The following is a 23,703-nucleotide window of genomic DNA, read 5'->3' as shown; positions in this document are numbered from 1 at the left end:
TCGTGCCGGGTCGGTCACTGCGGCTACGTTCGCCGCATGGGCAAACGAATCGCAGGAGTCCTCGCAGTCTCGACGCTGTTGCTGACCGGCTTGTCGACCCAGGTCGCCTCGGCCTCGACCTCCACCGTCAACGCGTGCGCCCCGGGCCGGGTGTGCGGCTACAACGCGGGCAATCTCGTCTTCGACATCCTGCCGGTCAACTCCGGGCAGTGCCTGCGGCTGTTCAACTCGTCAGTGGACTATGTGGACAACGAGTCGCACCTCGACCAGCGGATCTGGTCCGGTACGAACTGCACCGGTCGTAACACCCTGATCCGCTCGGGCGGCCAGGGCAGCGTCGACCTCTTCTGGAGTGTTGGCGGGTTCTAACTGATCTTGTAGTGCAAGTGGGTGACCCGGTCGCCTTCGACGACTTTGGGGTCGTCGAAGAGTTGTTGATGTCCGGTGTAGTTGCCGAAGAAGGGGCGGCCGGTGCCGAAGACGACGGGGACCAGGTTGAGGACCAGGTCGTCCAGGAGGCCGGCTTCGAGGAGTTGGCCGGTGAGGTTGCCGGCGGCGACGGCGATGTCGCGGTCGCCGGCGAGGGACTTGGCCTGGGCGACTGCTGCCTCGATGCCGTTGACGAAGGTGAACGGGGCGTCGGGGAAGGGCCAGTCGGCCGGGGGTTCGTGGGTGACCACGACGACGTGGTCACCCACCGACGGTACGCCGTTCCAGCCGTTGGTCAGGTCGAAGAGGCGGCGGCCGATCATCGTCACGCCGATGCCCGGCCAGACGGATCCCAGGTAGTCGGCGCTCGCCTGGCTGAGGTGGAACGGGCGGCCGGGGTCGGCGCCGTAGAACTCCACCGGCCCGTTGTTGTACCAGTCGAACAGTGGACCGACGGCGTCCGACGTATCAGCGACGAAGCCGTCCAGCGAGACAGCGGCGGTCGCGATCACCCGGCTCATCTGCCCTCCCCGCGGGCGAGGAGTTCGGCGAGGCGGTCCATCGACTCGTTGATGCCGTGGACCATCCCGCTCTCGACGGCCGCGTCGCGGGAGGCGATCGACGGGAAGATGGACTGGGTGTGCAGCCGTACGCCGGTGTCGGTCTTCTCGTAGGTCGCCCGCTCCAGGCAGACCTCACCGGGTGCCCCTTCCCACTCGAAGGTCTGGATCATCAGCGTCTCCGGCTCGACGGTGTGGAAGACGCCGCGGAACGCGTACTCCTCGTCGCCGCGCCGGTGGAGGTACCGGTAGCTGCCGCCCGGGCGGACGTCGTACTGCTCGATCGTCATCTCCAGGTCGCGCGGGCCGAGCCACTGGACGACGAGCTCGGGGTCGGTCTGGACCCGGAACAGCTGGGCCGGCGTCGCGTCGAACTCGCGCGTCGTCTCGAGGAACGGCGTCCCCGCGGGTGCTTCGATGGTGGTCGGGTTGGTGCTCATTTCTCCTGCTCCTTCACGGTTTCGAGGACGGCGTCGATCCGGCGGAACCTGGCCTCGGCGGCCAGCCGGTACCCGTCGATCCAGCTCGTCAGGCTCTCCAGAACGGCCGGGTTGAGATGACACGGACGGCGCTGGCCGTCCCGGCTGCGGGTGATCAGACCGGAGGCCTCGAGGACCTGCAGGTGCCGCGAGATCGCCTGCTTGGTGATCTCGAACGGCTCCGCGAGCTCGTTGACCGTCGCCTCACCGCGCGACAACCGCGCGATCAGCGCCCGGCGGACCGGATCACCGAGCGCGGTGAACGCCCGATCCAGCGCTTCTTCGTCAACCGGCATCTTTATCAACCATTCCGTTGATCAACTGATGTGTTGAATATAGGCATCGCGTCCACGCAAGGTCAAGGGTGCGGTTTTAGCAACCTGGGTTGACAGTTGATGGTTGTCAACCTAAGTTGCTAAGCATGGAGAAGTTGGTGGAGGAGGACGATCCCGGCGCCGGTCTGGCGTCGGTGGTCGCGTTGCGGCGGCTGGCCGACCGGATCGAGGACAGCCAGGTGGAGCAGGCGATGCGAGCGGGCTGGAGCTGGTCCGACGTCGCCGAGGTGCTGGGCGTGACCCGGCAGGCCGTACACAAGAAACACGCCAAGCGGCTGATCGCCGCGGGCGTCGCCCTGAGGAGGCGTTGATGACGACGAAGGTGAACGATGTCCGCGCGGTGGTGGTCCACGGCGCCCGAGCCGAAGCTCTCGAGGACGGCTCACCCACGATCGAGGCCGAGCATGTACTGCTCGCCCTGACCGAACTATCCGGTACTACGACCGCCCGCCTCCTCGCCGACGCCGGCCTGACCCATGACGCCACGCGGGCGGCGCTCGACCGCGAATGGGAACAAAGCCTCGCAACAGCAGGCGTCGCCGTATCGATCGCCGAGTTGCCCAAGGCAACACCAGATCTCGGCCGGAACCCTCAGATCGGCGAAACCGCGAAGCTCCTGCTCAAGCGCGCGATGGTCGCCGCCTCCACAACCGGCGGCGGCCGCATCGGCGCCGCCCACCTACTGGTCGGCGCGCTCGACACCACCCTCGGCCGCATCCCGCGCGCCCTGGAGCTGGCCGGCATCGACCGCCAAGGCCTCCGCGACCAGGCCTACCAAGCAGCGATCCGCAGCGAGCACTGATGACCACCACGGCCCGGCTGCCGATGGTGCGGAACCGCTTGCTGGACTGCGGATTGCTCGCAGGGCCGCTGTTCGTCCTCACCTTCCTGCTCGAAGGATTCTTCAAAGGCGACGGCTACAGCCAACTCCGCCACCCCGTCAGCTCGCTTGCCCTCGGCAACAATGGCTGGATCCAAACCGCCAACTTCCTGGTGGCAGGCGTGCTGACGGTCCTGTTCGCCATCGGCCTGTGGCGCCAGGCGCGTGTGGCACCGGCACCCCGGGCCCACCTGGGTGCAGTGCTGGTGGGTATCTGGGGAGTCGGGTTGCTCGGTGCGGGAGTCTTCACCACCGACCCGGTCAGCGGATTTCCGCTCGGAACACCCGCCACGGTCGAGTACACAACCTCGGGTGCCTTGCATGACGCCTTCTCCCTTCCGGCCTTCCTGGCCTTGGCGGTGGTGATGGTCGTCCTGGCCCGTGGTTGGCGGCTCTACTCGCTGCTGAGTGCTGCTGCCTTCGCCATCACTTTCATGCTGGCCAGCGCAGGCTTCTCGCAGACCGGATCACTGGTCGACGTGGGCGGATTCTTCCAGCGGCTCGCCGTGATCATCGGCTGGACCTGGCTGGCCGCCCTCGCCTGGCGGAGGCGCTAGACCGTTTCGAAGGCGGCCATCATCGCCATGTCCTCGTGTTCGAGGTTGTGGCAGTGGATCAGGTATTTGCCCTTGTGGGCGGTGAATCTGACCAGGACGTCGACGACCTCGGCGGGGCGGATGTCGACGGTGTCCTTCCAGCCGGCGTCGTACGGACCGGGTTTGCCGCCGCCTCGGCGGAGTACCTGGAAGGGGGCGAGATGGATGTGGACAGGATGGTGGACGTCGGTGACGAAGGACCAGACCTCGTACTGGTCGAGCTTGACCGAAGCCTGCATCTTCTGGGGATCGAAGGCCTTGCCGTTGATCGTCCAGCCCTGGTGACCATTGGCTGAGCCCCGGCGGAAGCGCCACTCGCGGTGGATCAGGCCGGACGGTTCGGGGACAGCGGCGTACGACGAAAGCTTCGCCGGGACATTGCTGTCGTCGCCGGCCCTCCGCATGACCTTGAAGCGCATGACCTGGCCGGCCCGGCCACTGTCCAGCTTGTTGAGGAGAGTGACTTCCGTGCCGGGCTGGTACGCCGAAAAGTCCACTACCACGTCGAATCGCTCAGCCGGCGCGACCACCAGCGTCTTGTGTTCGACCGGCGCGCCGAGCAGCCCGCCATCGCTTCCGATCTGCACGAATCGAGCCGGCCCGCTGTCCAGCGCCAACTCGAACCGCCGAGCGTTCGACGCGTTGAGGATGCGGAACCGATAGCGCGCCGCGTCCACCTCGAGCACCGGCCAGGGAGCGCCGTTGACCAGCATGACGTCGCCGATCACACCCTCCATGTACTTCGCCTCGACCCCCGGCCCGTCCGTCGCGGCCGGGTAGAGGAACGACCCATCGGCCGCGAAGGCCCGATCCGCCAGCACGAGTGGGATCTCCCGATCGCCGCCAGGCAACGGAAGCGCGTCCTCCTCGGCATCGCGAATCAGGTGCAACCCGAACAGCCCGCGATAGACCTGCGGAGCCGTGTAGTCCATCCGGTGATCGTGATACCAAAGCGTCGCGGCGCGTTGCGTGTTCGGATACGTGTACTTCCGACTGCCCGTCGCCACGTCGCCGCCACCCATGCCGCCGTGCCCGGCGTGCTCATGGTGCTCGCCGTTGGGCATCAGCAGATCCAGTGGCCAGCCGTCGCTCGCAGCCGGCGTGTGCCCGCCATGGAGATGCACAGCCGTCGGTACGTCGAGGTGGTTGACCTGCTCGACGACCGTCGTCCGGCCGCTGCGTACGTCGAAGGTCGGGCCCGGTAGCAACCCGTCGTACCCGAGGATCTCGGTCTTCAGGCCGGGCAGGATCTCCAGCGACGCCTTCTGCTGGACGACGCGGTAGTAGTCGATCCCCGCTTGCGTGCGCAGAGGCATCTTCACGGGCGGGATCGGCAGCGGCACCTTGAACGCTTCGGGCAGTGGCGCTTCGCTCTTGAGGAGTTCGGCGCTCTGGGCGGGGGAGGTCTCGAGGCCGCAGTTGGCCAGTGTCAGGGCGAGGCCGGTACCACCGGCTGCTCCGAGGAATCCACGGCGGGACAGCTTCATTTGTTGACCTTTCGGCGTGCTCCGGAGCGGAACGACCAGACCGTCATCCAGAGCACGGTGATCACGATGGCGGTGCCGAGTGGCACGTGGACGGCGAAGTTCTGCTGGTAGCCGAAGACGACCTGGGTGAGCTCGGCGACGATCAGGCCGATGGTGACGAGAGCCGGCCAGAGGCGGCCACGGCCCGGGCGCCAGTACAGGATCGCGGCGATGAGCTGGATGAACGCGATCAGGAACAGCGACGACCCGATCGGCCCGTGCAACTCCATCGCGTCGACCTCACCGGACAGGAAATACCCGGCGAGGATCGGCTGCGCTGCGACGAAGACGGCGTGGAGGAGCAGCGTCAAGCGCAACATCCGCAGCGTCATGCCGGCACCTCCGACGAGGATCGCGGACGCCGTACTGCCGCTGCCGGGCGGAAGGTCCAGACGGCGAAGGCGCAGACCGCCGCCACGATCGCGATGCCGAGCGGGATGTGCAGCGCGAGTTGGCGGTTGTAGCCCATCGCGATCTGGAAACTCTCCGCGGCGAGGACCGGCAGCGTCACCAGTACGGCCGCGGCGCGGCCGCCGGAGCGCCAGTAGATCGTCGCGACCACCAGTTGGCCGAGCGAGACGAAGGCGAGGCCGAGCCCGATGGGCTCGTGCAGGCGCAGCGCGGTGCCCGAGCCGTTCAGGTAGACGCCCGCGAGCACGGGTTGCAGGCAGACCGCGACGGCGTGCGCCACCGCGACAGCCCGAAGGACCACCAAAGACTTCATGGTGGTGAGAGTAGTAGTCTGTCTACATGTAGCGCGACCAGTTAAGTCCCTGGCTGAACCCTCAGGTCAGATGGCCGAGAGGTGATACCGATATGCCCGCACGTTCGCAGACCCAGTGCGGATCGGGGCCGAGCTCGGGCTCGATCCGGAGTTCGTGGTCGTGGAGGTCGTCGCAGGCGGTGCAGCGTGGCCAGCGGACGCCGGAGTCGGAGAGGCGGTCCTGGACGTCCTGGGCGACCAGGCCGGCGATGTGCTCGGCCCCGTCCGGCCATTGGTCGAGCCACCATTGCCGTCCGGCGACGGCGTCCTCCAGCAGGGACACCATGATGGCGTCGTCGAATCCCCGCGCGGCCAGGTCGTGAAGCACCTGTGCCCGGGCCGTCAGCAACACACCTGGTTCGTTCATCGCCCTTCAGAGTGCCAGACGGAACCGACAAAACCCCAGGCCGATCGGCCCGGGGTTCTGTCGCCGTGGGAGTGGCTACTGGTGATCACCCGGCAAGCGGCTCGCAGCGCGGTGCCGGGTCGAGCCGATCGGCGAGCTTGAGCTCGCGCTCGGCAGCGGTTCGCAGTACCGCGCTGAGGCGGGTCCGGACGGCGAAACCGCGGCGCGCGGCCGGCTCGTAGTACTCCTCCTGGGGAGCATTCGGCAGTGCGGACTGGGCGAGGGACCTCGCGTTCTCCACTGCGGTGTTGCCGGCGATGAAGTAAGTCATGGTCGTGCTCCCTTCCGAAGGGCGTGGTGATCAGAACCCATGGCCGGGACGGCCATCGGCGAGCTGTGGTGGGTTGATTCAGTTGCGGGGTGCCGGACCGCTGCTGGCGCGGACCACCAGCTCGGTCGGCATCGTGAGGTGCCGCTCGGTCGCGTTCGGGTCGAGCAGCAGCCGGCCGACGGCGCGGCCCTTGTCCTTGATCGGCTGCCGGATCGTGGTCAGCCCGGCCGTCTCGGCGGCGGGGATGTCGTCGAAGCCGGTGACGGTGAGATCCCGGCCGGGGATCAGTCCGCGCGTCTTCATCGCTTCCATCGCGCCGAGCGCCTGCACGTCGCTCAGCCCGGCGATCGCGGTCGGCCGGTCCTGCGAGTCGAGCACCCAGCCGGCTGCCGCCAGCCCGGACCCGAACGCGTTGTGGCCACCCGAGACGATCCTGAGCCGCGCGTCGGGCATCGTCTTGCGCAGGCCCGCGATCCTGAGCTCGCAGTCGTCGCAGCCGACCTGGTCGAGGTCCAGCTCGATCGGCTGCCTGCTGGTCGCCTGGTGGCTGTCGACCAGTACGACGACGTCGCGGTGGCCGAGCCGGGCCAGGTGCTCGCCCATCGCCGCGGCGCTGTCCAGCTCGTCGATCGCCACCCAGCCGTCGGCCAGGTCGTGACCGCGCTGCGTCGACACCATCGGGATGCCCCGGTTCTTCAGCATCTCCAGGGCCGGGTGGCCGTGGTCCACGCAGAAGATCGCGGCGGTGTCGATCGCGGCCTGGCGGACCGCGTTCGTCCCGGACTCGATGTCGACCGAGCTGATCGGCATCAGCAGCAGGCTGGTGGTGAACTCCTCGGCGACCTCGGCCAGGCCGGCCAGGAAGCCGACCGCGTACGGGTCGGAGAACGCGTAGGAGAGCTTGTCGGTGAACAGCACGCCGACAGCACCGGCCTTGCCGCTGCGCAGGGCGCGGGCGGCGGCGTCGGGACCGGCGTACCCGAGCTCTGCGGCCTTGGCCAGGATGCGCTCGCGGACTGCGGCGGACAGCTGGTCAGGCTTGTTGTAGGCGTTGGAGACGGTCGACGGCGAGACCCCGGCGGCCTGCGCCACGGTCTTGATGGTGACTCTCGGTGTCATCGGCCCGCCTCCTTCTGCATCGTTCTACTAAATCGTTCTAGAAAAACGATACAGAAGACTTTCGGAGAGTGCAACAGGTATTTCCGGCGCTGTGCCGTGGGGCGATGCAGGATGATGGCGGGCATGGGTTCGTTGCTGGAGATCATCGCTTTGCATCCGGCGGATGCCGAGGCGGCTCAGGAGGGGGGCGCGGACCGGCTGGAGCTGTGCGCCTCGATGGAGGCCGACGGCCTGTGTCCGTCGGTGTCGACGGTCAGCGCGATCCGCCGGGTGACCGACCTGCCGTTGCGGGTGATGCTGCGGTTGTCCGACTCGTTCGGTACCGACGGCGCGGAGCTGAACCGGCTGACCGCGATGGCGCAGTCCTATCTGTCGGCGGGGGCGGACGGGTTCGTGTTCGGGTTCCTGAACGCGGACAACGAGGTGGATGTCGAATCGGCCGCTTCGCTGGCGAGCACCTTCGCCGGTACGCCGTGGACGTTCCACCGGGCGGTCGATGCCGTACTCGAGCAGCAGAAGGCGTGGCGGGCGCTGCGAAGCCTGCCGGGTCTGGACTGCGTGCTGACCGCGGGGTCGTCGCTCGGGGTCGGGCATGGGCTGGACGATCTGCTCAAGCTGGCGTCCGGCGACGAGCAGGTGGCGAAGGTGATGATGGCGGGCGGGTCGCTGCAACCGGAGCATGTGCCGTGGCTGTACGGCGCCGGGGTGCGGCGATTCCATGTCGGCTCGTCGGTGCGGCAGGACGGATCGTGGACGAAGGCGTACGTGAACTCGCGCTTCGTCCGGGCGTGGCGGAATCTGCTGGATGCGCAGGACGAGAAAGCATGATCTATATCGATCCGCCGGCCTGGACGGCCCACAACCGCCTGTGGTCGCATCTCGTCAGTGACACGTCCTACGAGGAGTTGCACGAGTTCGCCCGTGCCGCCGGGATCCCCGCGCGTGGCTTCGATCGCGACCATTACGACGTACCGTCCGACCGCTACGACGACTTGGTGGCGGCCGGCGCCGTCCCCGTCTCGAGCCGGGTGATCGTCGAGCGCCTCCTCGCCTCAGGCCTGCGCCACCGCAAAGGCAGCTGAGGTGGACCTATCGGCATTCGAGGGTCTAGGCGCGGTGGTCGGTGTATCAAACCGAGGCAACCGAGAGCTGGCAGCGACCGGTGCGACGGTGGACACGCCCTTCCGGATCGCATCCCTGACCAAGACGCTGACCGCGGCAGCGACGGTGCGAGCCCTGTGGGACAACGGGTTCGAGCTGACGACGCCGGTGGCCGCGATCCTTCCTGAGCTGGAGACCGAGCTGACGGTCGAGCAGGTGCTCGCGCAGTCCTCCGGCTTGAAGCAGACGGCCGATGCCGTGACGGTTGCCGCGCTGGGTGAAGGCGACGAGGTGTTCCTGGCGGCCGCGAAGCTGGTGATCGCCGGTGGGCAGGAGTATCCACCGGGAGACCGCTGGTCCTACTACAACGGCAACTACTTCCTCGCCGGCGCCCTGCTGGAGCGATTGACCGGTCGGACCTTCGAGGACGGTCTGCAGGAGTTGATTTCGGCGGCCGGGTTGAGCTCGACTGCTTTTACTTCCGGTGACTATCCAAGGGCTCGCCGGCCCAGTGGCGGGCTCTGGTCTACGGCGCCTGACCTGTTGGGCTTCTGTGAATTTCTTCTGCAGGACAAGGGGTTGCTGGCCGCGATCTCCACGCCACGGGTGTGGACGCCTCTGGCCTACGGGCTGGGGTGGGCGGTGGGGCCGGGTGGGATGTTGTACCTGAACGGGCGACTGCCGGGGTATCGGGCGGCGATGCTTTTGTCGCCTGCGGACGAGTGGGCTGCTGCCATGGTGGTGGACGACACCGATGCGTTGCCGGCGATCGCGGAGTACCTGGATGGGCTGCAGCGACCGCTTACCGGCGTACCGATGGCTGGGTTGATCGATGGGTTCGCGGCATAAGAAAGGTGCCCCGGGCAACTAGCCCGGGGCACCTTGTCTTCAATCCATCAGTTCGGTCACCGTGCCGGCGGCGACGGTGTGGCCGCCTTCGCGGACGGCGAAGCCGAGGCCTACCGTCATCGCGATCGGCTTCTCCAGCTCCACGCCGAGCTCGATCGTGTCGCCCGGCATGACGAGGGCGATCTCACCCAGGTCGATACCACCCGACACGTCCGTGGTCCGGAAGTAGAACTGCGGCCGGTAGTCCGAGGCGAACGGCGTGTGCCGGCCACCCTCGGCGGTCGACAGCGCGTGCAGTTGCGCCCGGAACTTGCGGTGCGGCTGGACAGTGCCCGGCAGTACCAGTACCTGACCACGACGGACCTCGTCGCGCTTGATGCCACGCAGCAGTACGGCCGCGTTGTCGCCCGCCTCCGCGGACTCCAGCGACTTGCCGAACGTCTCCAGCCCGATCGCCGTACTGGTGATCGTCGGGCCGAGACCCACGACCTCCACGGCGTCGCCGAGCTTGAGCGAACCCTGCTCGACCGCGCCGGTGACAACCGTGCCACGACCGCTGATGGTGAGCACGTTCTCGATCGGCATCAGGAACGGCTCGCCCAGCTCACGGTCGGGGACCGGTACGTACTCGTCGACCGCGTCGAGCAGGTCGCCGACCGCCTTCATCCACTCGGGGTCACCCTCGAGCGCACGCAGGCCGGAGACGCGCACGACCGGTACCTCGTCGCCCGGGAAGCCGTACTCCGACAGGAGTTCGCGGACCTCCAGCTCGACCAGGTCGAGCAGCTCGGGGTCGTCGACGGCGTCGGCCTTGTTCAGCGCGACGACCAGGTACGGAACCCCGACGCGTTGCGCGAGCAGTACGTGCTCACGGGTCTGCGGCATGGCGCCGTCCTGCGCCGACACGACCAGGATCGCGGCGTCCACCTGGGCGGCGCCGGTGATCATGTTCTTCACGTAGTCGGCGTGCCCGGGCATGTCGACGTGCGCGTAGTGCCGGTTGGCGGTCTCGTACTCGACGTGCGAGATGTTGATCGTGATCCCGCGCTGGACCTCCTCGGGCGCCCGGTCGATCCCGTCGAACGCGACGAACGAGTTGAGGCTCGGGTAGCGCTCGGCGAGCACCTTGGTGATCGCGGCGGTCAGCGTGGTCTTGCCATGGTCGACGTGCCCCATGGTGCCGATGTTGAGGTGCGGCTTGGTCCGCACGAACTGGCTCTTGGCCATGATGTGTGTTTCCCCTTGCTGGTCAGAAGATTCGACTGAGCCAGGACCCACGGCACCCGTCCGTACCAGCTGGTGTTTCAGCGGTCGGAGGGGGCCGGTTGCCAGCCACCCTCCTCCGCGGGTCCTGCGTGTCAGCAGGAGGAGGGTCGGCTTCGCGCGCCGGTGAAATCGACTGAATCGACTGACGCCCACGCAGCAGCGCCTGACAGGCCCAGGCCTGACAGGTACGCAACAGAATCCACGCGGAACATGCTCATCACGGTAGGTGTCAACGCTGCCGTCGGCAACGGATATTCCCGCTAGGCCAGCTTCTCCCGGGCGTACCGGAGGGTGGCTTTTTGCATGGCCGGTTCGTGGGTTCGGAGGAAGGTTCGCAGGGACGGTTCGTCCAGGATGCCGGCGTGTTTCAGGGCGATGCCTACGGGCTTGGAGACGACTGGGTTCTTGTCGTCGAGGAGTAGTTCGGCGAGGGCGTAGAGGTCGGTCAGGTCGGCGGGGGTGCCGTAGCGGGCGAAGTACAAGGGGGCTGTGATCGCTGTCCGGCGGCGTAGTGGGTCAGCGGTTCGGGCCAGGTCGAACAGTGGTGTTCTGTCGCGGGTCAGTAGGTGGAGGCCGATCACGTGCGGTGCGGCTCGGTCGACCATGTCCCAGCTGTCGATGGCGTCGTGCCGGTCTAGATAGAGCTCATAGGCTGCTTGCCGCTCGGCGGCGGTGGTCTTTTTGGAGCGGGCTTTGAAGTCTAGGACGCAGAAGGCGGCCAGGCGCAGCTCGTACGCCGGCTCGTCCATCAGCTTCGCTACCTCGGGCAGCGGCAGGGTGGTGAAGGTTTTGGTGGTGTCGAAGGTGTTCCGCATCGGCACCCCCAGCACTTCGCCGGTACCTGGGTAGTGCTTGTGTACGACCTCGCCGGGCCGCGCCTGCGCCCGCAACCTGTTGACGAGGGCAGACGCGGTGAGCTCCACGCTGGTCAGCTTAGAGCGGTACTGACCAGCTTGGCGGCGTCGGCGACCAGTTGGTCGTTGTACTGGGCGTCTTTGACGCCGCGGGTCGACAGGATGGAGATGACGATCGGGGCGCGGCCGGGAGGCCAGGCGATGGCTATGTCGTTGCGGCCGCCGTAGTTGGCTGAGCCGGTCTTGTCGCCGACCTTCCAGGTGGCGGGGACGCCGGCGCGGATCAGTTTGGCGCCGGTGGTGTTCGTGACCATCCAGTTGATCAGCAGATCGCGCTTGGGCTTCGGCAGGACGCCGTTCTGAAGGGTGAGCTTGCGCAGGCTGGTGGCGATCGAGCGCGGCGTACTGGTGTCCCGCGGGTCGCCGGGGATCGCCTCGTTCAGGGTGGGTTCGGTGCGGTCGGTGCGGGTGACGTGATCACCGATCCGCCGGAGTTCGCGCTGCAGTCCGGCGGGGCCGCCGAGTTCGCGCAGGATCAGGTTGGCGGCGGTGTTGTCGCTGTAACGCAATGCCGCGTCGCAGATCTCGCTGAGCGTCATGCCGGTGCCGACGTGCTGCTCGGTGATCGGGGAGTAGGTGACCAGGTCTGCTTCCGTGTAGCGGATGAGCTTGGAGAGGTCGGCGTGCTGCAGCAGGATGCCGACGGCGAGCACCTTGAAGGTCGATGCGTGCGCGAAGCGCTCACCGGCGCGGTAGCCGACCGTCCGGCCCGAGCCGGTGTCCAAGGCGAACACACCGAGCCGAGCCGCGTACTGCGCCTCCAGTTTGCGGAACTGCTCGGCACCCGGCGTGGGCTTGGCGGCGGCCACGGGCGCCGGCGTCGAGGGGGCAGGTGTCGACGCGGGTGCAGCTGTTGCTTCGGGTTCCGAGGAGCAGGCGGCGCTGATCAGCACCGCGGCGGAGAGGGCGGCTAGAAGGGCTCGTCGCATGCCCTCGACACTATTCAATCGATCAATTGAGGGCGAAGAGGCGGGTGCCGTCTGTGAAGATGGGCCGGCCAGTGGCGACTGTGACGGCCGGCTGGTTGCAGGTGACGTTCTTGGTGTCGGCTACCGAGGCTGCGGTCGGGCCGGGGACCAGGGGGCGTGGCTGGACGCCGGTGGTGCCGACCATGAGGGGGGAGCAGCTGCCGTCCGCTTGTGGCATCAGGGTGACCACCCGGCCGTCCGGGAGCAGGCCGAAGCCGTCGCGGGGGAACTCGGGGTGTTGCAGCTTCGGCGGCACCTGCAGCAGGTGGTGCCACTGTGGTGTGCCGTCCGACGGGTTGAGAGCGGACACGTCGTACGTCTGGTCCTCGCCCTCCTCGGTGCTAGTCCGGCAGGTGACCAGCACGATCGAGTTGTGCGTTGCAGCGAGCTGGGCGTCGCAGGATGCTCGCCCGAGCCGCGGCCTCGGCGTACCGGGCACTGGGTCGGTCCAGAGGATGCGGCCCGAGCCGACGTCCACTGACCACTGGTACAGGGTGCCGCCAGCCGCGCCGGTCCAGACGAGCCCGGAGACCTCACGGGTGTCCGGTACTGCGACCAGCTCGCCGATCCACGTCGACGGGTCCAGCTCGGCGCTGAGCTCGAACTCGATGCCCAGGTTGACCTCCCAGCGCTGATCCCCGTCCACGAGGTCCAGCCCGCGCACTACCGCGCCGTTGCCGCCGCATGCGTCCACCACGACGGCCTGGTCGGCCAGCAGCACGCCCTGGGTGACAGTGCACTTCAGCCGCGCCCTCCAGTGCGTCGGGCTGCTCACGCCGTGCGCCACGACCTCTGTACCTTCGGCCACCAGCAGCTGGTTGGCGTCGACCGCAAGCGCAGTACCGTCCGTGTGAACCTCGGTGAGCACCCGGCCGCTCACAGCGTCCAGTACTGCGTACGTCGGCAGCTCGATCCCGCGAGGAGCGTTCCCGTTGTCGTACGGCAGATGCGCTGCGATCGTCCGGCCGTCGCTGGAGACCAGTAGTCCGTCGGAGCCGTTGGACGCGGCATCGTCGACGTCTGCTCGTGTGTACCGCCACCGGGTCTGGCCAGTGGTCGCGTCGGACATCACCACACCGTCCGACCGCAGCTCGGCCACGCCACCCGCAGTACCGGCGATAGCGCCCGTCGCTGGCACCTCCCGGCTCCAGGCGACGCCACCGTCGAGCTGCACCGGCAGTGTCCCGGGTGCCTCGTCCGTAGTCGTGCTCACCGTGTTGGCCGTCTCCAGCCTGGCCTGTACGAACGGCTCACCCGCCGACACCACGATCCAGGCGAGCAGTGATGCGCACACCACGGTCACGCCGAGACTCAGCGCCCAGGGAGGAGTCAGCGCGTACGGAGGTGCGAGCCGTAGCCGCCGCGCCAGCCCGAGCAGCGCACCGGCGACCAGTAGAGCGAAGGACGCGAGGATGAGGTACGGCCAGCGCTCACTCATGGCCGCACCGGGCTTGGCCGAGGGCCACTGCCACCAGCAGATCCCGATGGAGATCACCCCGACCACGGCGAACACCAGCGCGGGGATCGTCACCAGTCGAGGCTGCGCCCGGCGAAACCATGCACACGCCAGTCCGGCCGCGACCGCCGTACCGGCGATCGGTGCCCAGACCGGGAAGCCATTGATGTCGCCGGGCCCGGCAGGCCAGCGTGCGGCCGCTCCGAGTCCGCGGCCGAGTAGTACAGAGGCTGCGATGATCACGCCGAGCGCTGCGCCCAGGTAGATCATCGGGATCAGCCCGGCGATCGGCCGGGCGGCCTTAGGGCCCCACTGCTTCAGCTCGCGCTTGAGGTTCTCCCGGGCCGCGTGCTCCCAGTGCTCGCGGCCGTGGTCGGTCGCGTACAGGGACGTCTCGGACAGGCCCTGCAGGAACTTCGTCCGGCCCCTGGCGAAGTCGCGGTCCGCGACGTGCGCGTACTCCGCGCGGATGCCGACCGCGTATTCGTCGTACCGTTCCGCGGACATGCTCAGCACCCGCAGGTCCGCGTCGCACAGGACCGCGCCGTTCGCGTCGCCGGGCTCGCAGTCGTGCTTGGCGGTCAGCCGGATCAGCCGGCCGATCTCGGCCACCTTGGCGGCCTCGACGCCGTACGCCGACAGTTCGAGCTCGGCGAGCTGGGCGGAGACCTCTTCGTTCTCACCCGGGTCGGCCTGCGGGTCGTAGATCGCGTCGTGGAACCAGGCCGCCAGCCGGACCGCCTCGACGTCCTTGGCCACCGCGGCGAGCTCGTCGATGGTCTCGAGCATCTCGGTCAGGTGCCGCTGGTCGTGATAATGACGATGTTGCTCTGCGTAACGAGCCAGCAGATCATCGCCCAACGGCTGCGCGTGCGGCAGCAGGCGATTCCACTGGTCGCGCAGGTCCATGGCGGTGAGTCTCGCACCCTGTGACGGCCTCCTCCGACCGATCCGGCGTTCCCGGTTAGGGTCGTGGCCAAAGCGATATCGGCTCGTCACCTGTTCGGGGCCGGCGGGGTGGGGAAGGCTGAAACAGTGGACGCCATGCGCTTCGGATTGGTCGGAACCGGGCCTTGGGCTCATTTGACCCAAGGGCCGGGGTTGAAGGCCGCCGAAGACGTTGAATTGGTGGGTGTCTGGGGCCGCAACGAAGGTAAAACGAACGTATTGGCTACTGATCTAAAGGCCGCGGCCTATACCGATTACGCAGAGTTACTCGCAGACGTCGATGCGCTGGCTTTCGCTGTACCTCCGAACGTGCAGGCGTCGATGGCGCTCGAAGCCGCGGCGGTCGGCAAGCACCTGCTGCTCGACAAGCCGGTGGCCGATTCGCTGGACGATGCCCGGGCGCTGGCCGACGAGGTGAACGACGAGGGGATCGCCTCAGTGGTCTTCTTCACGGGCCGTTTCCAGCCGGAAACACGGGTGTTTTTCGATCAGACCCAGAAGACCGGCGGCTGGAGAGGTGGCTGGTCCCGGATGCTCGCTTCGCTCGACGCACCAGGCAACCCCTTCGGCGGATCGGCCTGGAGGCGGGAACAGCGGGGTGCGCTCTGGGACGTCGGGCCACATGCGCTGTCCAACCTGATCGGTCTGCTCGGCCCGATCGGCGAGCTGCGCGCAGTAGGTGGTCAGGGCGACCTCGTGCACCTCGTCCTCACCCACGAGTCCGGTGCGACCAGTACCGCGAGCATGACCCTGTCGGCGCCGCCCGGGGGCATCAGCTTCGAGACCGCCGTCTGGGGAGAGACCGGTACTGCGATCTTGCCCGCCCCCGAGACCACGGCCGTCGAAGCCTTCGCCCTAGCCGCTACCGAGTTGGTCGCAGCCGCTGAGTCCGGGGACACGCACCCTGTCGACATCACCTTCGGCGCCAACGTCGTAGAACTCCTGGCGTCGGCAGAGGCTCAACTAGCCGCAGGGCGGTGAGGGCGCGAGGGTCAGTGCAGGGCGATGACGCCTGCTGGGCCTGAGGTCAGCACCAGGTTGCCGATGGCCACTGGGTCGCGGCTGCAGGAAATGCCGGTGGGGAGAGCTACCCGGCGGAAGCCGGTGCTGTCGATGATGTTGGCCGCGCAGCCGCCCGAGCTACTACCACCCAGCGACACGACCCGGCCATCGGCAGTCACTGCGACCCGAGTGCGAGGGTCCACCGGCGCGGTGGTCTGCCAGGCGGTGTCACCGGTCTGCGTGTCGATGGCTGTGACCACCGTCTTGGTGTTCTGCTGACTCTCCGGCCCCGGGCAGTCCACTACGATCAGCAGCCGCCCGGCCGCCTTCAGCAGCGTCCGGCAGGACCAGTTCGCCGGTACCGGCCACCGCCACTTCGTCTCGCCGGTACGCGGCTCGATCGCCACCAGCGCGACCGGTACATCGGAATCACCGCCCGGCTCGGCCACCACGACCAGCCCGCCGACCACGACCGGCCGCCGGTACATGTCGGTCGGCGACTTGCTCCACAGCTTCTTGCCGCTCTTCAGGTCGAGCCCGGCCACTTCATCGGGCTCGCTGCCGCAACTGTGCCCGAGGAACGCCACCACGGTCTGCGAGGTCGCCACCGCCCCGATGTCGGTGCAGCGGCCCGGCTCGAAGGTCCACCGGTTGTCGCCGTCCGGATCAACTCCGTAGAGCTTGTCGGATCCACGTGAAAACCGCTGGCCGGTCAGCAGCGGGTCGGCCTGCTGGATGCTGTGGTCCCGGGCGCTGCCGGGCCAGGCCGCCTCGCGCTTGCCAGTGTTCGCGTCGAGCAGGAGATATCCGATGTCGGGAAATGACGCCAGCACGTACTCGCCGTTGCCGGTAGCGACGATGTCCGGCTTCTCGTCCGAGTCGGACCGGCTGTAGCGCCACCGCAGCTCCCCGGTGGCCGCGTCCAGCATCTCCACCACACCGCTCTGCCGCGGTACAGCGATCCCGTACTTCGTCCCGACAGCCTCCTCGGCGCCGGCGCTGGTCAAAGCCCGGCTGACCCAGGTGACACCACCGTCGAGCAGCGAGGCAGGCATCTGCCCGGCCGGCCTGCGTGGACCTTCCGACCGCTCGTTGGAGCCCAGCACGTACCCCCTGGCGAGCGGTTGCACGACCAGGAGGAGCAGCAGTGCGATCACCCCCGGCACCGCGAGCCATGAGAGCTGCTGGCCGAGATTCCGGGTCGGCAGGAATCGTGCGTTCCTGGTCCGTAGCAGCGAGGCGACCAAGGCCGCAGTACCGGCTACGAGAAGTAGTAGGAGGGCGGAGATGACCAGTGGGACGCGGAGGCCGATACCAACGGCAGGGTTGGTCGCTGGGACTTTCGCCCAGGCAATCAACACTGCGGTGACTGCAACGGCCACCACCGTGCCAGCGATCAGCCTTGCGCGTTGACTCGCGCTGCGGGATGTCCGGAAGAGCAGTGGCGCGCAGAAGAGCGAGAAGACGGCCAGAGCGACCGGTGGCCAACCAGCCTCGGGCTCTACGGCCGGCACCTGCCAGGGAGCTCCAGCGGCGGCTATCGAGGTCACTGTCGCCGCTATCGCGGAAAAGGTCGCAGTGGCAGCCAGAGCAGCCTGCTGCCAACCACGCCAAGGCGCTGGCAGCTCGCTGTCGAGCCCGGTGAGCTCGGCCTCCAGGTTGGCGCGAGCGAGTGCGCCCATCCGCTGCCGAGCTAGTTGAGTCCGGTAGAGATGCCCGTCGAGCAGGACGCGCACTTCGTCGTACCGGCGTCCGATGGCGGCAGTGCGGTCACCCGCGTCCCGGCGTACCTCGGATGCATGGGCGGCATAGCGGGCCGGAGCCGTCGCCATGATGCCGTTGACCGCATCCAGCAGGACGTCGCCGTTCGCATCTCGCCGCGGCGGTGCGTAGGAGTCGGTGGGTGGAGTCGCCAGGTCACCGGTGAGCCGGACGAGCCGGGCTACCTCGGCGATGCGGATCGGATCCACCCCGTACGCCGGAAGCGTCTGCTCGACCAGCCGGGCCGACGACTCGGCGTCCTCGGCGGACCCGCCACCGGGCTGGTGCACGGCCCGATGGAACCAGGCCGCGAGCCGCACCGAGGTCGGGTCGGTACTGAGCTGGATCAGGGAATCGAGAGTGCCGAGGACCGCTTCGAGGTACTGGTCGCGATAGGCGCGACGGGTCCGCTCGACGTAGCGCGCGACGAGGTCGTCCGCCAGCGGCGCAGAGCCGGGCAGCAGCTCGTTCCACCGTTCACGCAGGACCACCACCGCCACAGTCTGCCAGCCCGATCGCAACGGTGACCGCTCGATCGCCGCACCTCTGCCTTGCGGTTGCGGATCAGCGGCGTGCGGCGAGGACTCCGGAGAGCAGGCCGGGGTAGAGCTCCTCCAGGTCTTCGCGGCGCAGCTTGCTGATCCGGCGGGTGCCCTCGGTGTGGGTGGACAGCACGCCGGCCTCGCGCAGCGTGCGCAGGTGATGAGCCCGGGTCGATGCCGTCACGGGCAGCTCGATCTCGCCGCAGGCGATGCCTTCGGGGACATCCGCCAGGGCCCGGACGATCTGCAACCGGACGGGCTCGCCCAGTGCCTGCAGGACGGCCTCGACGCGGATCTCCTCGCGGTCGGGCTGCGGCAGGGCTTTCGAGGTGCTCATGGGTCCATAGTACGACGTCGGTCGAAGTTCGACGATAATCGTAGTACGATCATCATCGAACAAGTGCCTGAGCCGAACCCTGAGTCTTCTGGAAGGTTGTTTCATGTCCGCACGGATCTACCTGCTGGCCGCCGGCGCCTTCGCCGTCGGCACCAGCGCGTACGTCGTGTCCGGGGTGCTGCCCGCGGTCAGCTCCGAGCTGCACGTCTCGCTGACCGCCGCGGGCCAGCTGGCCACCGCCTTCGCCCTCTCGTACGCCGTCGGCGCGCCGCTGCTGTCGACGCTGACCGGTCGCTGGGAGCGCCGCACGCTGCTGATCGCCGCGCTGCTGCTGGCCGCGCTCGGCAACGGGATCGCGGCGATCGCGACGAACTACCCGATCCTGATCGTCGGCCGGATCGTGGCCGCTTTCGGCGCTGCTGCTTACACGCCCGCGGCCACCCTGTTCGCGACCAAGTTCCTTCCCCCGGAGGAGCGGGGTCGAGCCGTGGCCGTCGTGTTCGGCGGATTGACCTTCGCGCTCGTTCTCGGCGTACCGGCGGGCAGTCTGCTCGGTGACAGCCTCGGCTACCGCGGGGTGTTCGCGCTGATCGCCGCCGTCTGCCTCGTGGTCACGCTGGCCGTCCGGTCCGCGCTGCCGACAGTCGAGGCGCCCGAGGCCGTGAGCCTGCGTGAACGCTTCGCCGGACTGACGGATCGCCGCGTGCAGACCGTCCTCGCGATGACCGTGCTCGCAGTACTGGCGACCATGAGCGTCTTCATCTACGTAGTGCCGCTGCTGGCCGAGACTGCCCACCTCAAGGGCGGCACAGTCAGCATCCTGCTCCTCGTGTACGGCGTAGGCGCGGTGCTCGGCAACCTGGTCGGTGGTCGCGCCACTGACCGCTTCGGCAGCCTGCGGACTCTCACTGTCACCCTCACCGGCTTCACCGTCGTCATCGCCACTCTGACGCTGACCGCCACCACCGTGGCCGGCGCAGCCGTCGCGCTCTTCGTGTGGAGCCTCTTCACCTGGGCGTTCAACCCGCCGATCCAGAACCTGCTCCTGGAGATGGGTGAAGGCGGTGGCCTGCTGCTGGCGATGAATGCGTCCGCCATCTACCTGGGCGCGGGTCTGGCAGCAGCGGTCGGCGGTGTGGTCATCCACTTGGTAGGGGTACAGATGCTGCCGCCCATCGCCGCAGTACTCGGCGTGGCCGTTCTCGGCCTCCTGGTGACGCTCCGCCGCGACCCTGCGCTACAGCAGGTCGAGCACCTGGACGAGGAAGCCGAGTACGCCCCCGAAGCGGCCTAGCTGAAGGACAGGTGGGCCAGCTTCTCGGGGTTCAGCATCCACTGGACCTGGTCGATCCCGTCGGACGAGGCGCTGACGGTGATCACCACGAAGACCTCACCGTCGCGGGAGGCCACGGCGGACCAGCCGCCGTTGGTCTCGGCGAAGGTGAGGTCGGAGCCGGTCCAGAAGGTGCCCGCGAAGGCGGCGGTGACCTTGGCGATCACGTCGGCGCCGACCAGCTCGACCCTGGTAGCACGGACGATGCCGCCGCCGTCGGAGTAGCTCACGGCGTCGGCGGCGAGCAACTCGACCAGGGTCGCGAGGTCGCCTTCCTGGGCGGCGGCCATGAAGGCCGCCAGCAACTTGCGCTGCTCGTCCTTGTCGACCGGCTCGCGGCGCTCCTCGGCCAGCCGCTTGCGCGACCGGCTGACCAGCTGACGAACGTTCGCCTCGGACAACTGGACGATCTCGGCGATCTGGTCGTACGGATAGTCGAACGCCTCGCGCAGGATGTACGCCGCCCGCTGCGTCGGCGACAGCTTCTCCAGCAGCACCAGCATGGCCAGCTCGAGCGCCTCACCGCGCTCGGCGCCCAGCGTCGGGTCCGCGCTGGTGTCGACCGGCTCCGGCAGCCACGGCCCGACGTACGTCTCCCGCCGGGCCCGGGCCGTCTGGCTGGCGTTGATCGCCAGCCGGGTCGTCGTGGTGGCCAGGAACGCGGCCGGCTCCCGGACCGTACTGCGGTCGTAGGCCTGCCACTTCACCCACACGTCCTGGACCAGGTCTTCGGCCTCCTGCACGCTCCCGAGCATCCGGTAGGCGATCCCGAACAGTCGGGGCCGCACCCGCCCGAAGTCGACAGCAGCCTCGTCCAGGTCAGTAGTCACGCACCCCAGCCTACGATCAGCCCTTCAACACCTCGGGCAGGTCCTCGCTGTGCAGTACGGCGAGCGAGGTGACCGCACGCGTCAGGCAGACGTAGAGGCGGCGCAGCCCGGTCCGCTCGTCCGCCTCGCCCGCGACGATGCCAGCCGGCTCCACCAGCACCACGTGGTCGAACTCGAGACCCTTGGCCAGCCCGGCCGGTACCACGTCCACGTGGGCCTCGACGTCGTCCACATCGCCCAGTACCGCGTAACTCAGTCCCTTGCCCTCCAAAGCCTTCCGAGCGGCCGGGACCAGGGCGTCAGGAACGATCAGCCCGATCGAACCGGGCCGGTCCATCACCCGGCTGACCGTGTCGACGGCGGCGGACATGCTGTCGGCGACCAGCGTGATGTCCAGCTCACCGCGGGACCGTCGTACCGCGGTGGGCGGGGTCAGGTGGGGTGCGATCTGCGGGAGGAGGCGGGCGGCGTACTCGATCACCTGGCCCGGTACGCGGAAGCCTGCGGTCAGCTCCTCGGTGTGGGCGCCGCTCTTACCCAAGTGCCTGAGGGCCTCGTCCCAGGAGGGTGTCGCCCACGGGGTCGTGCCCTGGGCGATGTCACCGAGCACGGTCATCGAGCCGGTCGAGCACCTGCGTCCCACTGCCCGGAGCTGCATCGCGGACAGGTCCTGCGCCTCGTCCAGTACTACGTGCCCCAGACTGGGGGTCCGATCGACCAGGTCAGCGATCTCGTCGATGAGCGTGGCGTCGGCGACTGACCACTTGGCGGCTCCGGCGGACCGGGGAGCCTTCTCCCAGAGCAGGAGCGCCTGCTCGTCCTCGGTGAGGATGCCCGCCGCGTGCTCGGCCAGTAGCTCGGCGTCGGTGAACAGCTGGAACAGCAGCTTGGCCGGGTCTATCGCGGGCCACAGCGCATCGGCGTACTGCTTCACTGGACGGCTACGGGCCACTGAGTCCTGCACGCGGTCGTCAGGGGAGTCACCGGCCGCTTCCATCCGCAGTAGGACGGCGTGCGCGAGCCGCTGCGGCAGCATGGCCCGGCCGGCGCCGTACCGGACTCCGCGGGTCCGCAGCTCGTTGACCAGCTCCTCAGCCTGGTACGCCGCTACGCGCCATCGGTGGGATCCCCTAGGGACTACTAGGGGTTCCTTGGGCAGCTGGACCTGCGACCAGACCGCCCGATGCAGTACTTCGGCCAGCCGCACATCCCCCTTGAGCACGTCCAGCGCGGCCGGACCCGGCCCGGCGACCTTCACCCGGGCGACCATCTCCTCGACCGTTGTCTGCTTCGCCTCGATCTCGCCCAGCGCCGGGAGCACGTCACCGATGTACCGCAGGAAGCTCGCGTTGGGGCCGACCACCAGGACGCCCGCCCGGCTGAGCTGGTCCCGGTACGCATAGAGCAGGTACGCCGCCCGGTGCAGCCCCACGGCCGTCTTCCCGGTGCCAGGCGCGCCCTGGACGCAGATGGTCTCCTCGACGCCGGCGCGGACGATGACGTCCTGCTCGGGCTGGATGGTGGCAACGATGTCGCGCATCGGGCCCGAACGAGGCCGCTCGATCTCGGCGTCCAGGATGTCGCTGTGCTGCTCGGGGACGGCCGCGCTGGTCAGGTCCTCGTCCTCGAAGGCGGTCATCTCGCCGTGCGTGAATCCGAACCGGCGGCGGATCCCGACGCCCATCGGCTCGGTCTTGCTGGCCCGGTAGAACGGCACCGAGATGTCGGCCCGCCAGTCCACCACGAGCGGCTCGCCGGCCTCGTCGTTCACGTGCCGGCGGCCGATGTGGAAGGTCTCCTCGGCCGGTTCGAGGTAGTCCAGCCGGCCGAAGAACAGCGGGACGTCGGGGTCGTCCTCGAGCTCCTTCATCCGCCGCCAGATCGCGGCCTTGAGGAACTCGGTGTTGACCGGGTCGGCGCTGGCGATCTCCAGCGATCCGGTCTTCTCGCGCATCACGGCCAGGGCGGCGCGCGACGTACTGAGATAGGTCTTCTCGGCGTGGAGGATGGGATCGTCTGGGGGCACGACAGAACCTCCGCAAGTGCGGTCGAGGGCAGGGAAGCCCCGTCACGTTACTTGAGTGCCAGCTCCGGAGCGACTGATTTATCCGCGCCCGGCCTGTCGGCGTGCAAGCCCGGCCGGAGCAGCAGCGGCAGCGTGACGGCCAGCAGGATCAGCGCGACGATGCCGTCGAGCCAGTAGTGGTTCGCTGTCATGACCACTACGGCGAAGGTGATGATCGGGTGCAGCAGCCAGAGCCAGCGCCACTTGGTCTTGGTGATCAGGATCATCGACAGCGCGATCAGGGCCGCCCAGCCGACGTGCAGGCTCGGCATCGCGGCGAACTGGTTAGCCACCCCGCCGGAGGCGTCGGGACCGTACACCGACTGCCCGTACAGCAGGCCGGTGTCGACGAATCCCGGCATCATCCGCGGCGGCGCGAGCGGGAACAGGATGTGGCCGACCAGGGCCAGTCCGGTCAGCGCGACGATCGTCCAGCGCACGTTGGAGTAGGCCTTGGGGCGCCAGATGCTCAGCCAGATCAGCACCGCGCCGGTCAGTGGCGCGTGTACTGAGGCGTAGTACAGGTTTGCTCCCTCGACCAGATGAGGGACTTGGAGGGCCGCGTGCTGCAGCGATGCCTCATTGGGCAGATGCAGCCAGTTCTGCCACGCCAGTACGTCGCGGGCATGGCCGCGGGCCGACCCGGTGTGCTTGCCGGCGAACTGCCGGCCGGCCGTGTAGATCCCGAACATGGTGGCCAGCAGGACTGCTTCCCGCACCACCCGCCACACCACCGGCGCAGCCCCCGATGGGGCGCGCCCCCGCTCACCAGCCAGCTCCACCTGCTCCAGTGCGTGTGTCCCCATACCCCTCGACGGTACCGGTCAAAGCCTCCGGAATGGCCCAGGCAGAGCCCTGATGTTGCCCTGGGCAACCCCTGAGACACGCTTCGTGACCGCGCCGTCACCCCCCAATCCCTGGTTGTCTGCCTTCTATTACGCAACCCGGCAGGGGACTGGTCCATTCC

Annotated in this window: 27 protein-coding genes; 9 read left to right on the top strand and 18 right to left on the bottom strand. The window is 68.3% G+C overall.

What is annotated here, in order from left to right:
* Positions 1–36: 36 nt before the first annotated feature.
* The gene (locus ABD116_RS33770) at positions 37–369 is read left to right on the top strand and encodes a hypothetical protein (RefSeq protein WP_343979916.1); all 333 of its coding nucleotides are present in this window, start codon (positions 37–39) and stop codon (positions 367–369) included.
* Here the strand turns inward: ABD116_RS33770 and ABD116_RS33765 are convergent.
* From ABD116_RS33765 to ABD116_RS33755, 3 genes are read right to left on the bottom strand one after another with little or no spacing between them, the layout of a single operon-like run.
* Entirely contained in the window at positions 366–950 is a 585-nt protein-coding gene (locus ABD116_RS33765; RefSeq protein ID WP_343979913.1) for a dihydrofolate reductase family protein, read from the bottom strand. The two genes, ABD116_RS33770 and ABD116_RS33765, sit on opposite strands and share 4 nt — an antisense overlap.
* On the bottom strand, positions 947–1,429 hold the full coding sequence (locus tag ABD116_RS33760) for an SRPBCC family protein (RefSeq protein ID WP_343979910.1): 483 nt from the start codon (positions 1,427–1,429) through the stop codon (positions 947–949). Before ABD116_RS33760 ends, ABD116_RS33765 begins: the two co-directional genes overlap by 4 nt.
* Positions 1,426–1,764: an ArsR/SmtB family transcription factor gene (locus tag ABD116_RS33755; protein WP_343979907.1), complete on the bottom strand. Its 339-nt coding sequence runs from the start codon at positions 1,762–1,764 to the stop codon at positions 1,426–1,428. The genes ABD116_RS33760 and ABD116_RS33755 overlap by 4 nt, the downstream gene beginning before the upstream one ends.
* Before the next feature lie 125 nt (positions 1,765–1,889).
* Between ABD116_RS33755 and ABD116_RS33750 the strand changes: the two genes are divergently transcribed.
* Genes ABD116_RS33750 through ABD116_RS33740 form a run of 3 tightly spaced genes read left to right on the top strand, consistent with a single transcriptional unit; the run spans position 1,890 to position 3,240 of the window.
* Positions 1,890–2,114, top strand: coding sequence for a hypothetical protein (locus ABD116_RS33750; protein ID WP_343979904.1), 225 nt, complete (start codon positions 1,890–1,892; stop codon positions 2,112–2,114).
* Complete coding sequence (locus tag ABD116_RS33745) at positions 2,114–2,605, top strand: Clp protease N-terminal domain-containing protein (protein WP_343979902.1); 492 nt, start codon at positions 2,114–2,116, stop codon at positions 2,603–2,605. The genes ABD116_RS33750 and ABD116_RS33745 overlap by 1 nt, the downstream gene beginning before the upstream one ends.
* Complete coding sequence (locus ABD116_RS33740) at positions 2,605–3,240, top strand: DUF998 domain-containing protein (RefSeq protein ID WP_343979900.1); 636 nt, start codon at positions 2,605–2,607, stop codon at positions 3,238–3,240. The genes ABD116_RS33745 and ABD116_RS33740 overlap by 1 nt, the downstream gene beginning before the upstream one ends.
* Here ABD116_RS33740 and ABD116_RS33735 read toward each other — a convergent pair.
* The 6 genes from ABD116_RS33735 to ABD116_RS33710 form a co-directional block, all read right to left on the bottom strand.
* Positions 3,237–4,766 (bottom strand): multicopper oxidase family protein, encoded by a 1,530-nt coding sequence (locus tag ABD116_RS33735; protein WP_343979897.1) that lies wholly within the window; start codon positions 4,764–4,766, stop codon positions 3,237–3,239. The genes ABD116_RS33740 and ABD116_RS33735 overlap by 4 nt on opposite strands.
* On the bottom strand, positions 4,763–5,137 hold the full coding sequence (locus ABD116_RS33730; protein ID WP_343979894.1) for a hypothetical protein: 375 nt from the start codon (positions 5,135–5,137) through the stop codon (positions 4,763–4,765). Before ABD116_RS33730 ends, ABD116_RS33735 begins: the two co-directional genes overlap by 4 nt.
* Positions 5,134–5,529 (bottom strand): hypothetical protein, encoded by a 396-nt coding sequence (locus ABD116_RS33725; RefSeq protein WP_343979891.1) that lies wholly within the window; start codon positions 5,527–5,529, stop codon positions 5,134–5,136. Before ABD116_RS33725 ends, ABD116_RS33730 begins: the two co-directional genes overlap by 4 nt.
* 61 nt (positions 5,530–5,590) lie before the next feature.
* Positions 5,591–5,935, bottom strand: coding sequence for a hypothetical protein (locus ABD116_RS33720; RefSeq protein ID WP_343979888.1), 345 nt, complete (start codon positions 5,933–5,935; stop codon positions 5,591–5,593).
* Positions 5,936–6,020: 85 nt separating this feature from the next.
* Entirely contained in the window at positions 6,021–6,245 is a 225-nt protein-coding gene (locus tag ABD116_RS33715) for a hypothetical protein (RefSeq protein ID WP_343979885.1), read from the bottom strand.
* 78 nt (positions 6,246–6,323) lie between these two features.
* The gene (locus ABD116_RS33710; RefSeq protein WP_343979882.1) at positions 6,324–7,364 is read right to left on the bottom strand and encodes a LacI family DNA-binding transcriptional regulator; all 1,041 of its coding nucleotides are present in this window, start codon (positions 7,362–7,364) and stop codon (positions 6,324–6,326) included.
* 123 nt (positions 7,365–7,487) lie between these two features.
* Here ABD116_RS33710 and ABD116_RS33705 point away from each other — a divergent pair, with 123 nt between their 5' ends.
* From ABD116_RS33705 to ABD116_RS33695, 3 genes are read left to right on the top strand one after another with little or no spacing between them, the layout of a single operon-like run.
* Entirely contained in the window at positions 7,488–8,192 is a 705-nt protein-coding gene (locus ABD116_RS33705; protein WP_343979880.1) for a copper homeostasis protein CutC, read from the top strand.
* Positions 8,189–8,446: a DUF4031 domain-containing protein gene (locus tag ABD116_RS33700; RefSeq protein WP_343979877.1), complete on the top strand. Its 258-nt coding sequence runs from the start codon at positions 8,189–8,191 to the stop codon at positions 8,444–8,446. The genes ABD116_RS33705 and ABD116_RS33700 overlap by 4 nt, the downstream gene beginning before the upstream one ends.
* 1 nt (position 8,447) lies before the next feature.
* The gene (locus ABD116_RS33695; protein ID WP_343979874.1) at positions 8,448–9,314 is read left to right on the top strand and encodes a serine hydrolase domain-containing protein; all 867 of its coding nucleotides are present in this window, start codon (positions 8,448–8,450) and stop codon (positions 9,312–9,314) included.
* A 39-nt stretch (positions 9,315–9,353) separates the two neighbouring features.
* Here the strand turns inward: ABD116_RS33695 and tuf are convergent, their stop codons facing one another.
* The 4 genes from tuf to ABD116_RS33675 all read right to left on the bottom strand — a co-directional run bounded on the left by tuf (position 9,354) and on the right by ABD116_RS33675 (position 14,827).
* Entirely contained in the window at positions 9,354–10,541 is a 1,188-nt protein-coding gene (gene tuf / locus ABD116_RS33690) for an elongation factor Tu (RefSeq protein ID WP_343979871.1), read from the bottom strand.
* Between the two features lie 299 nt (positions 10,542–10,840).
* A complete protein-coding gene (locus ABD116_RS33685) occupies positions 10,841–11,503 on the bottom strand; it encodes a DNA alkylation repair protein (RefSeq protein WP_343979868.1) in 663 nt (220 codons plus the stop codon).
* A gap of 5 nt (positions 11,504–11,508) precedes the next feature.
* Positions 11,509–12,423 carry a class A beta-lactamase gene (gene bla, locus ABD116_RS33680; protein ID WP_343979864.1) on the bottom strand — a complete coding sequence of 305 codons (915 nt, stop codon included), beginning with the start codon at positions 12,421–12,423 and terminating at the stop codon, positions 11,509–11,511.
* Between the two features lie 22 nt (positions 12,424–12,445).
* On the bottom strand, positions 12,446–14,827 hold the full coding sequence (locus ABD116_RS33675) for a hypothetical protein (protein WP_343979860.1): 2,382 nt from the start codon (positions 14,825–14,827) through the stop codon (positions 12,446–12,448).
* 135 nt (positions 14,828–14,962) lie between these two features.
* On the opposite strand from ABD116_RS33675, the gene ABD116_RS33670 reads away from it, so the two are divergent.
* Positions 14,963–15,847, top strand: coding sequence for a Gfo/Idh/MocA family protein (locus ABD116_RS33670; RefSeq protein ID WP_343979856.1), 885 nt, complete (start codon positions 14,963–14,965; stop codon positions 15,845–15,847).
* An 11-nt stretch (positions 15,848–15,858) separates the two neighbouring features.
* Here ABD116_RS33670 and ABD116_RS33665 read toward each other — a convergent pair whose 3' ends face one another.
* Both ABD116_RS33665 and ABD116_RS33660 read right to left on the bottom strand, forming a co-directional pair.
* Positions 15,859–18,123: an outer membrane protein assembly factor BamB family protein gene (locus ABD116_RS33665; RefSeq protein ID WP_343979853.1), complete on the bottom strand. Its 2,265-nt coding sequence runs from the start codon at positions 18,121–18,123 to the stop codon at positions 15,859–15,861.
* 70 nt (positions 18,124–18,193) lie between these two features.
* Positions 18,194–18,508, bottom strand: coding sequence for an ArsR/SmtB family transcription factor (locus tag ABD116_RS33660; RefSeq protein WP_343979849.1), 315 nt, complete (start codon positions 18,506–18,508; stop codon positions 18,194–18,196).
* 103 nt (positions 18,509–18,611) lie between these two features.
* On the opposite strand from ABD116_RS33660, the gene ABD116_RS33655 reads away from it, so the two are divergent.
* Positions 18,612–19,802 carry an MFS transporter gene (locus tag ABD116_RS33655; protein WP_343979846.1) on the top strand — a complete coding sequence of 397 codons (1,191 nt, stop codon included), beginning with the start codon at positions 18,612–18,614 and terminating at the stop codon, positions 19,800–19,802.
* Here the strand turns inward: ABD116_RS33655 and ABD116_RS33650 are convergent.
* The 3 genes from ABD116_RS33650 to ABD116_RS33640 are packed head-to-tail and all read right to left on the bottom strand — an operon-like array spanning position 19,799 to position 23,542.
* On the bottom strand, positions 19,799–20,671 hold the full coding sequence (locus ABD116_RS33650) for an RNA polymerase sigma-70 factor (RefSeq protein WP_343979843.1): 873 nt from the start codon (positions 20,669–20,671) through the stop codon (positions 19,799–19,801). The genes ABD116_RS33655 and ABD116_RS33650 overlap by 4 nt on opposite strands.
* Positions 20,672–20,687: 16 nt before the next feature.
* Entirely contained in the window at positions 20,688–22,697 is a 2,010-nt protein-coding gene (locus ABD116_RS33645; RefSeq protein ID WP_343979840.1) for a HelD family protein, read from the bottom strand.
* Between the two features lie 47 nt (positions 22,698–22,744).
* The gene (locus ABD116_RS33640) at positions 22,745–23,542 is read right to left on the bottom strand and encodes a phosphatase PAP2 family protein (protein ID WP_343979838.1); all 798 of its coding nucleotides are present in this window, start codon (positions 23,540–23,542) and stop codon (positions 22,745–22,747) included.
* Positions 23,543–23,703: the final 161 nt, after the last annotated feature.

Origin of the sequence: Kribbella koreensis, from assembly GCF_039525325.1 — a bacterium.
GTDB classification, from domain to species: Bacteria; Actinomycetota; Actinomycetes; order Propionibacteriales; family Kribbellaceae; genus Kribbella; species Kribbella koreensis.
Note: the sequence above shows the minus strand (reverse complement) of the source record. Positions and strands in the feature narration are given on the sequence as shown.

Excerpts from the sequence above, each read along its gene's own strand:
- ABD116_RS33770 (WP_343979916.1), top strand. The coding sequence starts at position 37 with ATGGGCAAACGAATCGCAGGAGTCCTCGCAGTCTCGACGCTGTTGCTG.
- ABD116_RS33765 (WP_343979913.1), bottom strand. The coding sequence starts at position 950 with ATGAGCCGGGTGATCGCGACCGCCGCTGTCTCGCTGGACGGCTTCGTC.
- ABD116_RS33760 (WP_343979910.1), bottom strand. The coding sequence starts at position 1,429 with ATGAGCACCAACCCGACCACCATCGAAGCACCCGCGGGGACGCCGTTC.
- ABD116_RS33755 (WP_343979907.1), bottom strand. The coding sequence starts at position 1,764 with ATGCCGGTTGACGAAGAAGCGCTGGATCGGGCGTTCACCGCGCTCGGT.
- ABD116_RS33750 (WP_343979904.1), top strand. The coding sequence starts at position 1,890 with ATGGAGAAGTTGGTGGAGGAGGACGATCCCGGCGCCGGTCTGGCGTCG.
- ABD116_RS33745 (WP_343979902.1), top strand. The coding sequence starts at position 2,114 with ATGACGACGAAGGTGAACGATGTCCGCGCGGTGGTGGTCCACGGCGCC.
- ABD116_RS33740 (WP_343979900.1), top strand. The coding sequence starts at position 2,605 with ATGACCACCACGGCCCGGCTGCCGATGGTGCGGAACCGCTTGCTGGAC.
- ABD116_RS33735 (WP_343979897.1), bottom strand. The coding sequence starts at position 4,766 with ATGAAGCTGTCCCGCCGTGGATTCCTCGGAGCAGCCGGTGGTACCGGC.
- ABD116_RS33730 (WP_343979894.1), bottom strand. The coding sequence starts at position 5,137 with ATGACGCTGCGGATGTTGCGCTTGACGCTGCTCCTCCACGCCGTCTTC.
- ABD116_RS33725 (WP_343979891.1), bottom strand. The coding sequence starts at position 5,529 with ATGAAGTCTTTGGTGGTCCTTCGGGCTGTCGCGGTGGCGCACGCCGTC.
- ABD116_RS33720 (WP_343979888.1), bottom strand. The coding sequence starts at position 5,935 with ATGAACGAACCAGGTGTGTTGCTGACGGCCCGGGCACAGGTGCTTCAC.
- ABD116_RS33715 (WP_343979885.1), bottom strand. The coding sequence starts at position 6,245 with ATGACTTACTTCATCGCCGGCAACACCGCAGTGGAGAACGCGAGGTCC.
- ABD116_RS33710 (WP_343979882.1), bottom strand. The coding sequence starts at position 7,364 with ATGACACCGAGAGTCACCATCAAGACCGTGGCGCAGGCCGCCGGGGTC.
- ABD116_RS33705 (WP_343979880.1), top strand. The coding sequence starts at position 7,488 with ATGGGTTCGTTGCTGGAGATCATCGCTTTGCATCCGGCGGATGCCGAG.
- ABD116_RS33700 (WP_343979877.1), top strand. The coding sequence starts at position 8,189 with ATGATCTATATCGATCCGCCGGCCTGGACGGCCCACAACCGCCTGTGG.
- tuf (WP_343979871.1), bottom strand. The coding sequence starts at position 10,541 with ATGGCCAAGAGCCAGTTCGTGCGGACCAAGCCGCACCTCAACATCGGC.
- bla (WP_343979864.1), bottom strand. The coding sequence starts at position 12,423 with ATGCGACGAGCCCTTCTAGCCGCCCTCTCCGCCGCGGTGCTGATCAGC.
- ABD116_RS33675 (WP_343979860.1), bottom strand. The coding sequence starts at position 14,827 with ATGGACCTGCGCGACCAGTGGAATCGCCTGCTGCCGCACGCGCAGCCG.
- ABD116_RS33670 (WP_343979856.1), top strand. The coding sequence starts at position 14,963 with ATGCGCTTCGGATTGGTCGGAACCGGGCCTTGGGCTCATTTGACCCAA.
- ABD116_RS33660 (WP_343979849.1), bottom strand. The coding sequence starts at position 18,508 with ATGAGCACCTCGAAAGCCCTGCCGCAGCCCGACCGCGAGGAGATCCGC.
- ABD116_RS33655 (WP_343979846.1), top strand. The coding sequence starts at position 18,612 with ATGTCCGCACGGATCTACCTGCTGGCCGCCGGCGCCTTCGCCGTCGGC.
- ABD116_RS33640 (WP_343979838.1), bottom strand. The coding sequence starts at position 23,542 with ATGGGGACACACGCACTGGAGCAGGTGGAGCTGGCTGGTGAGCGGGGG.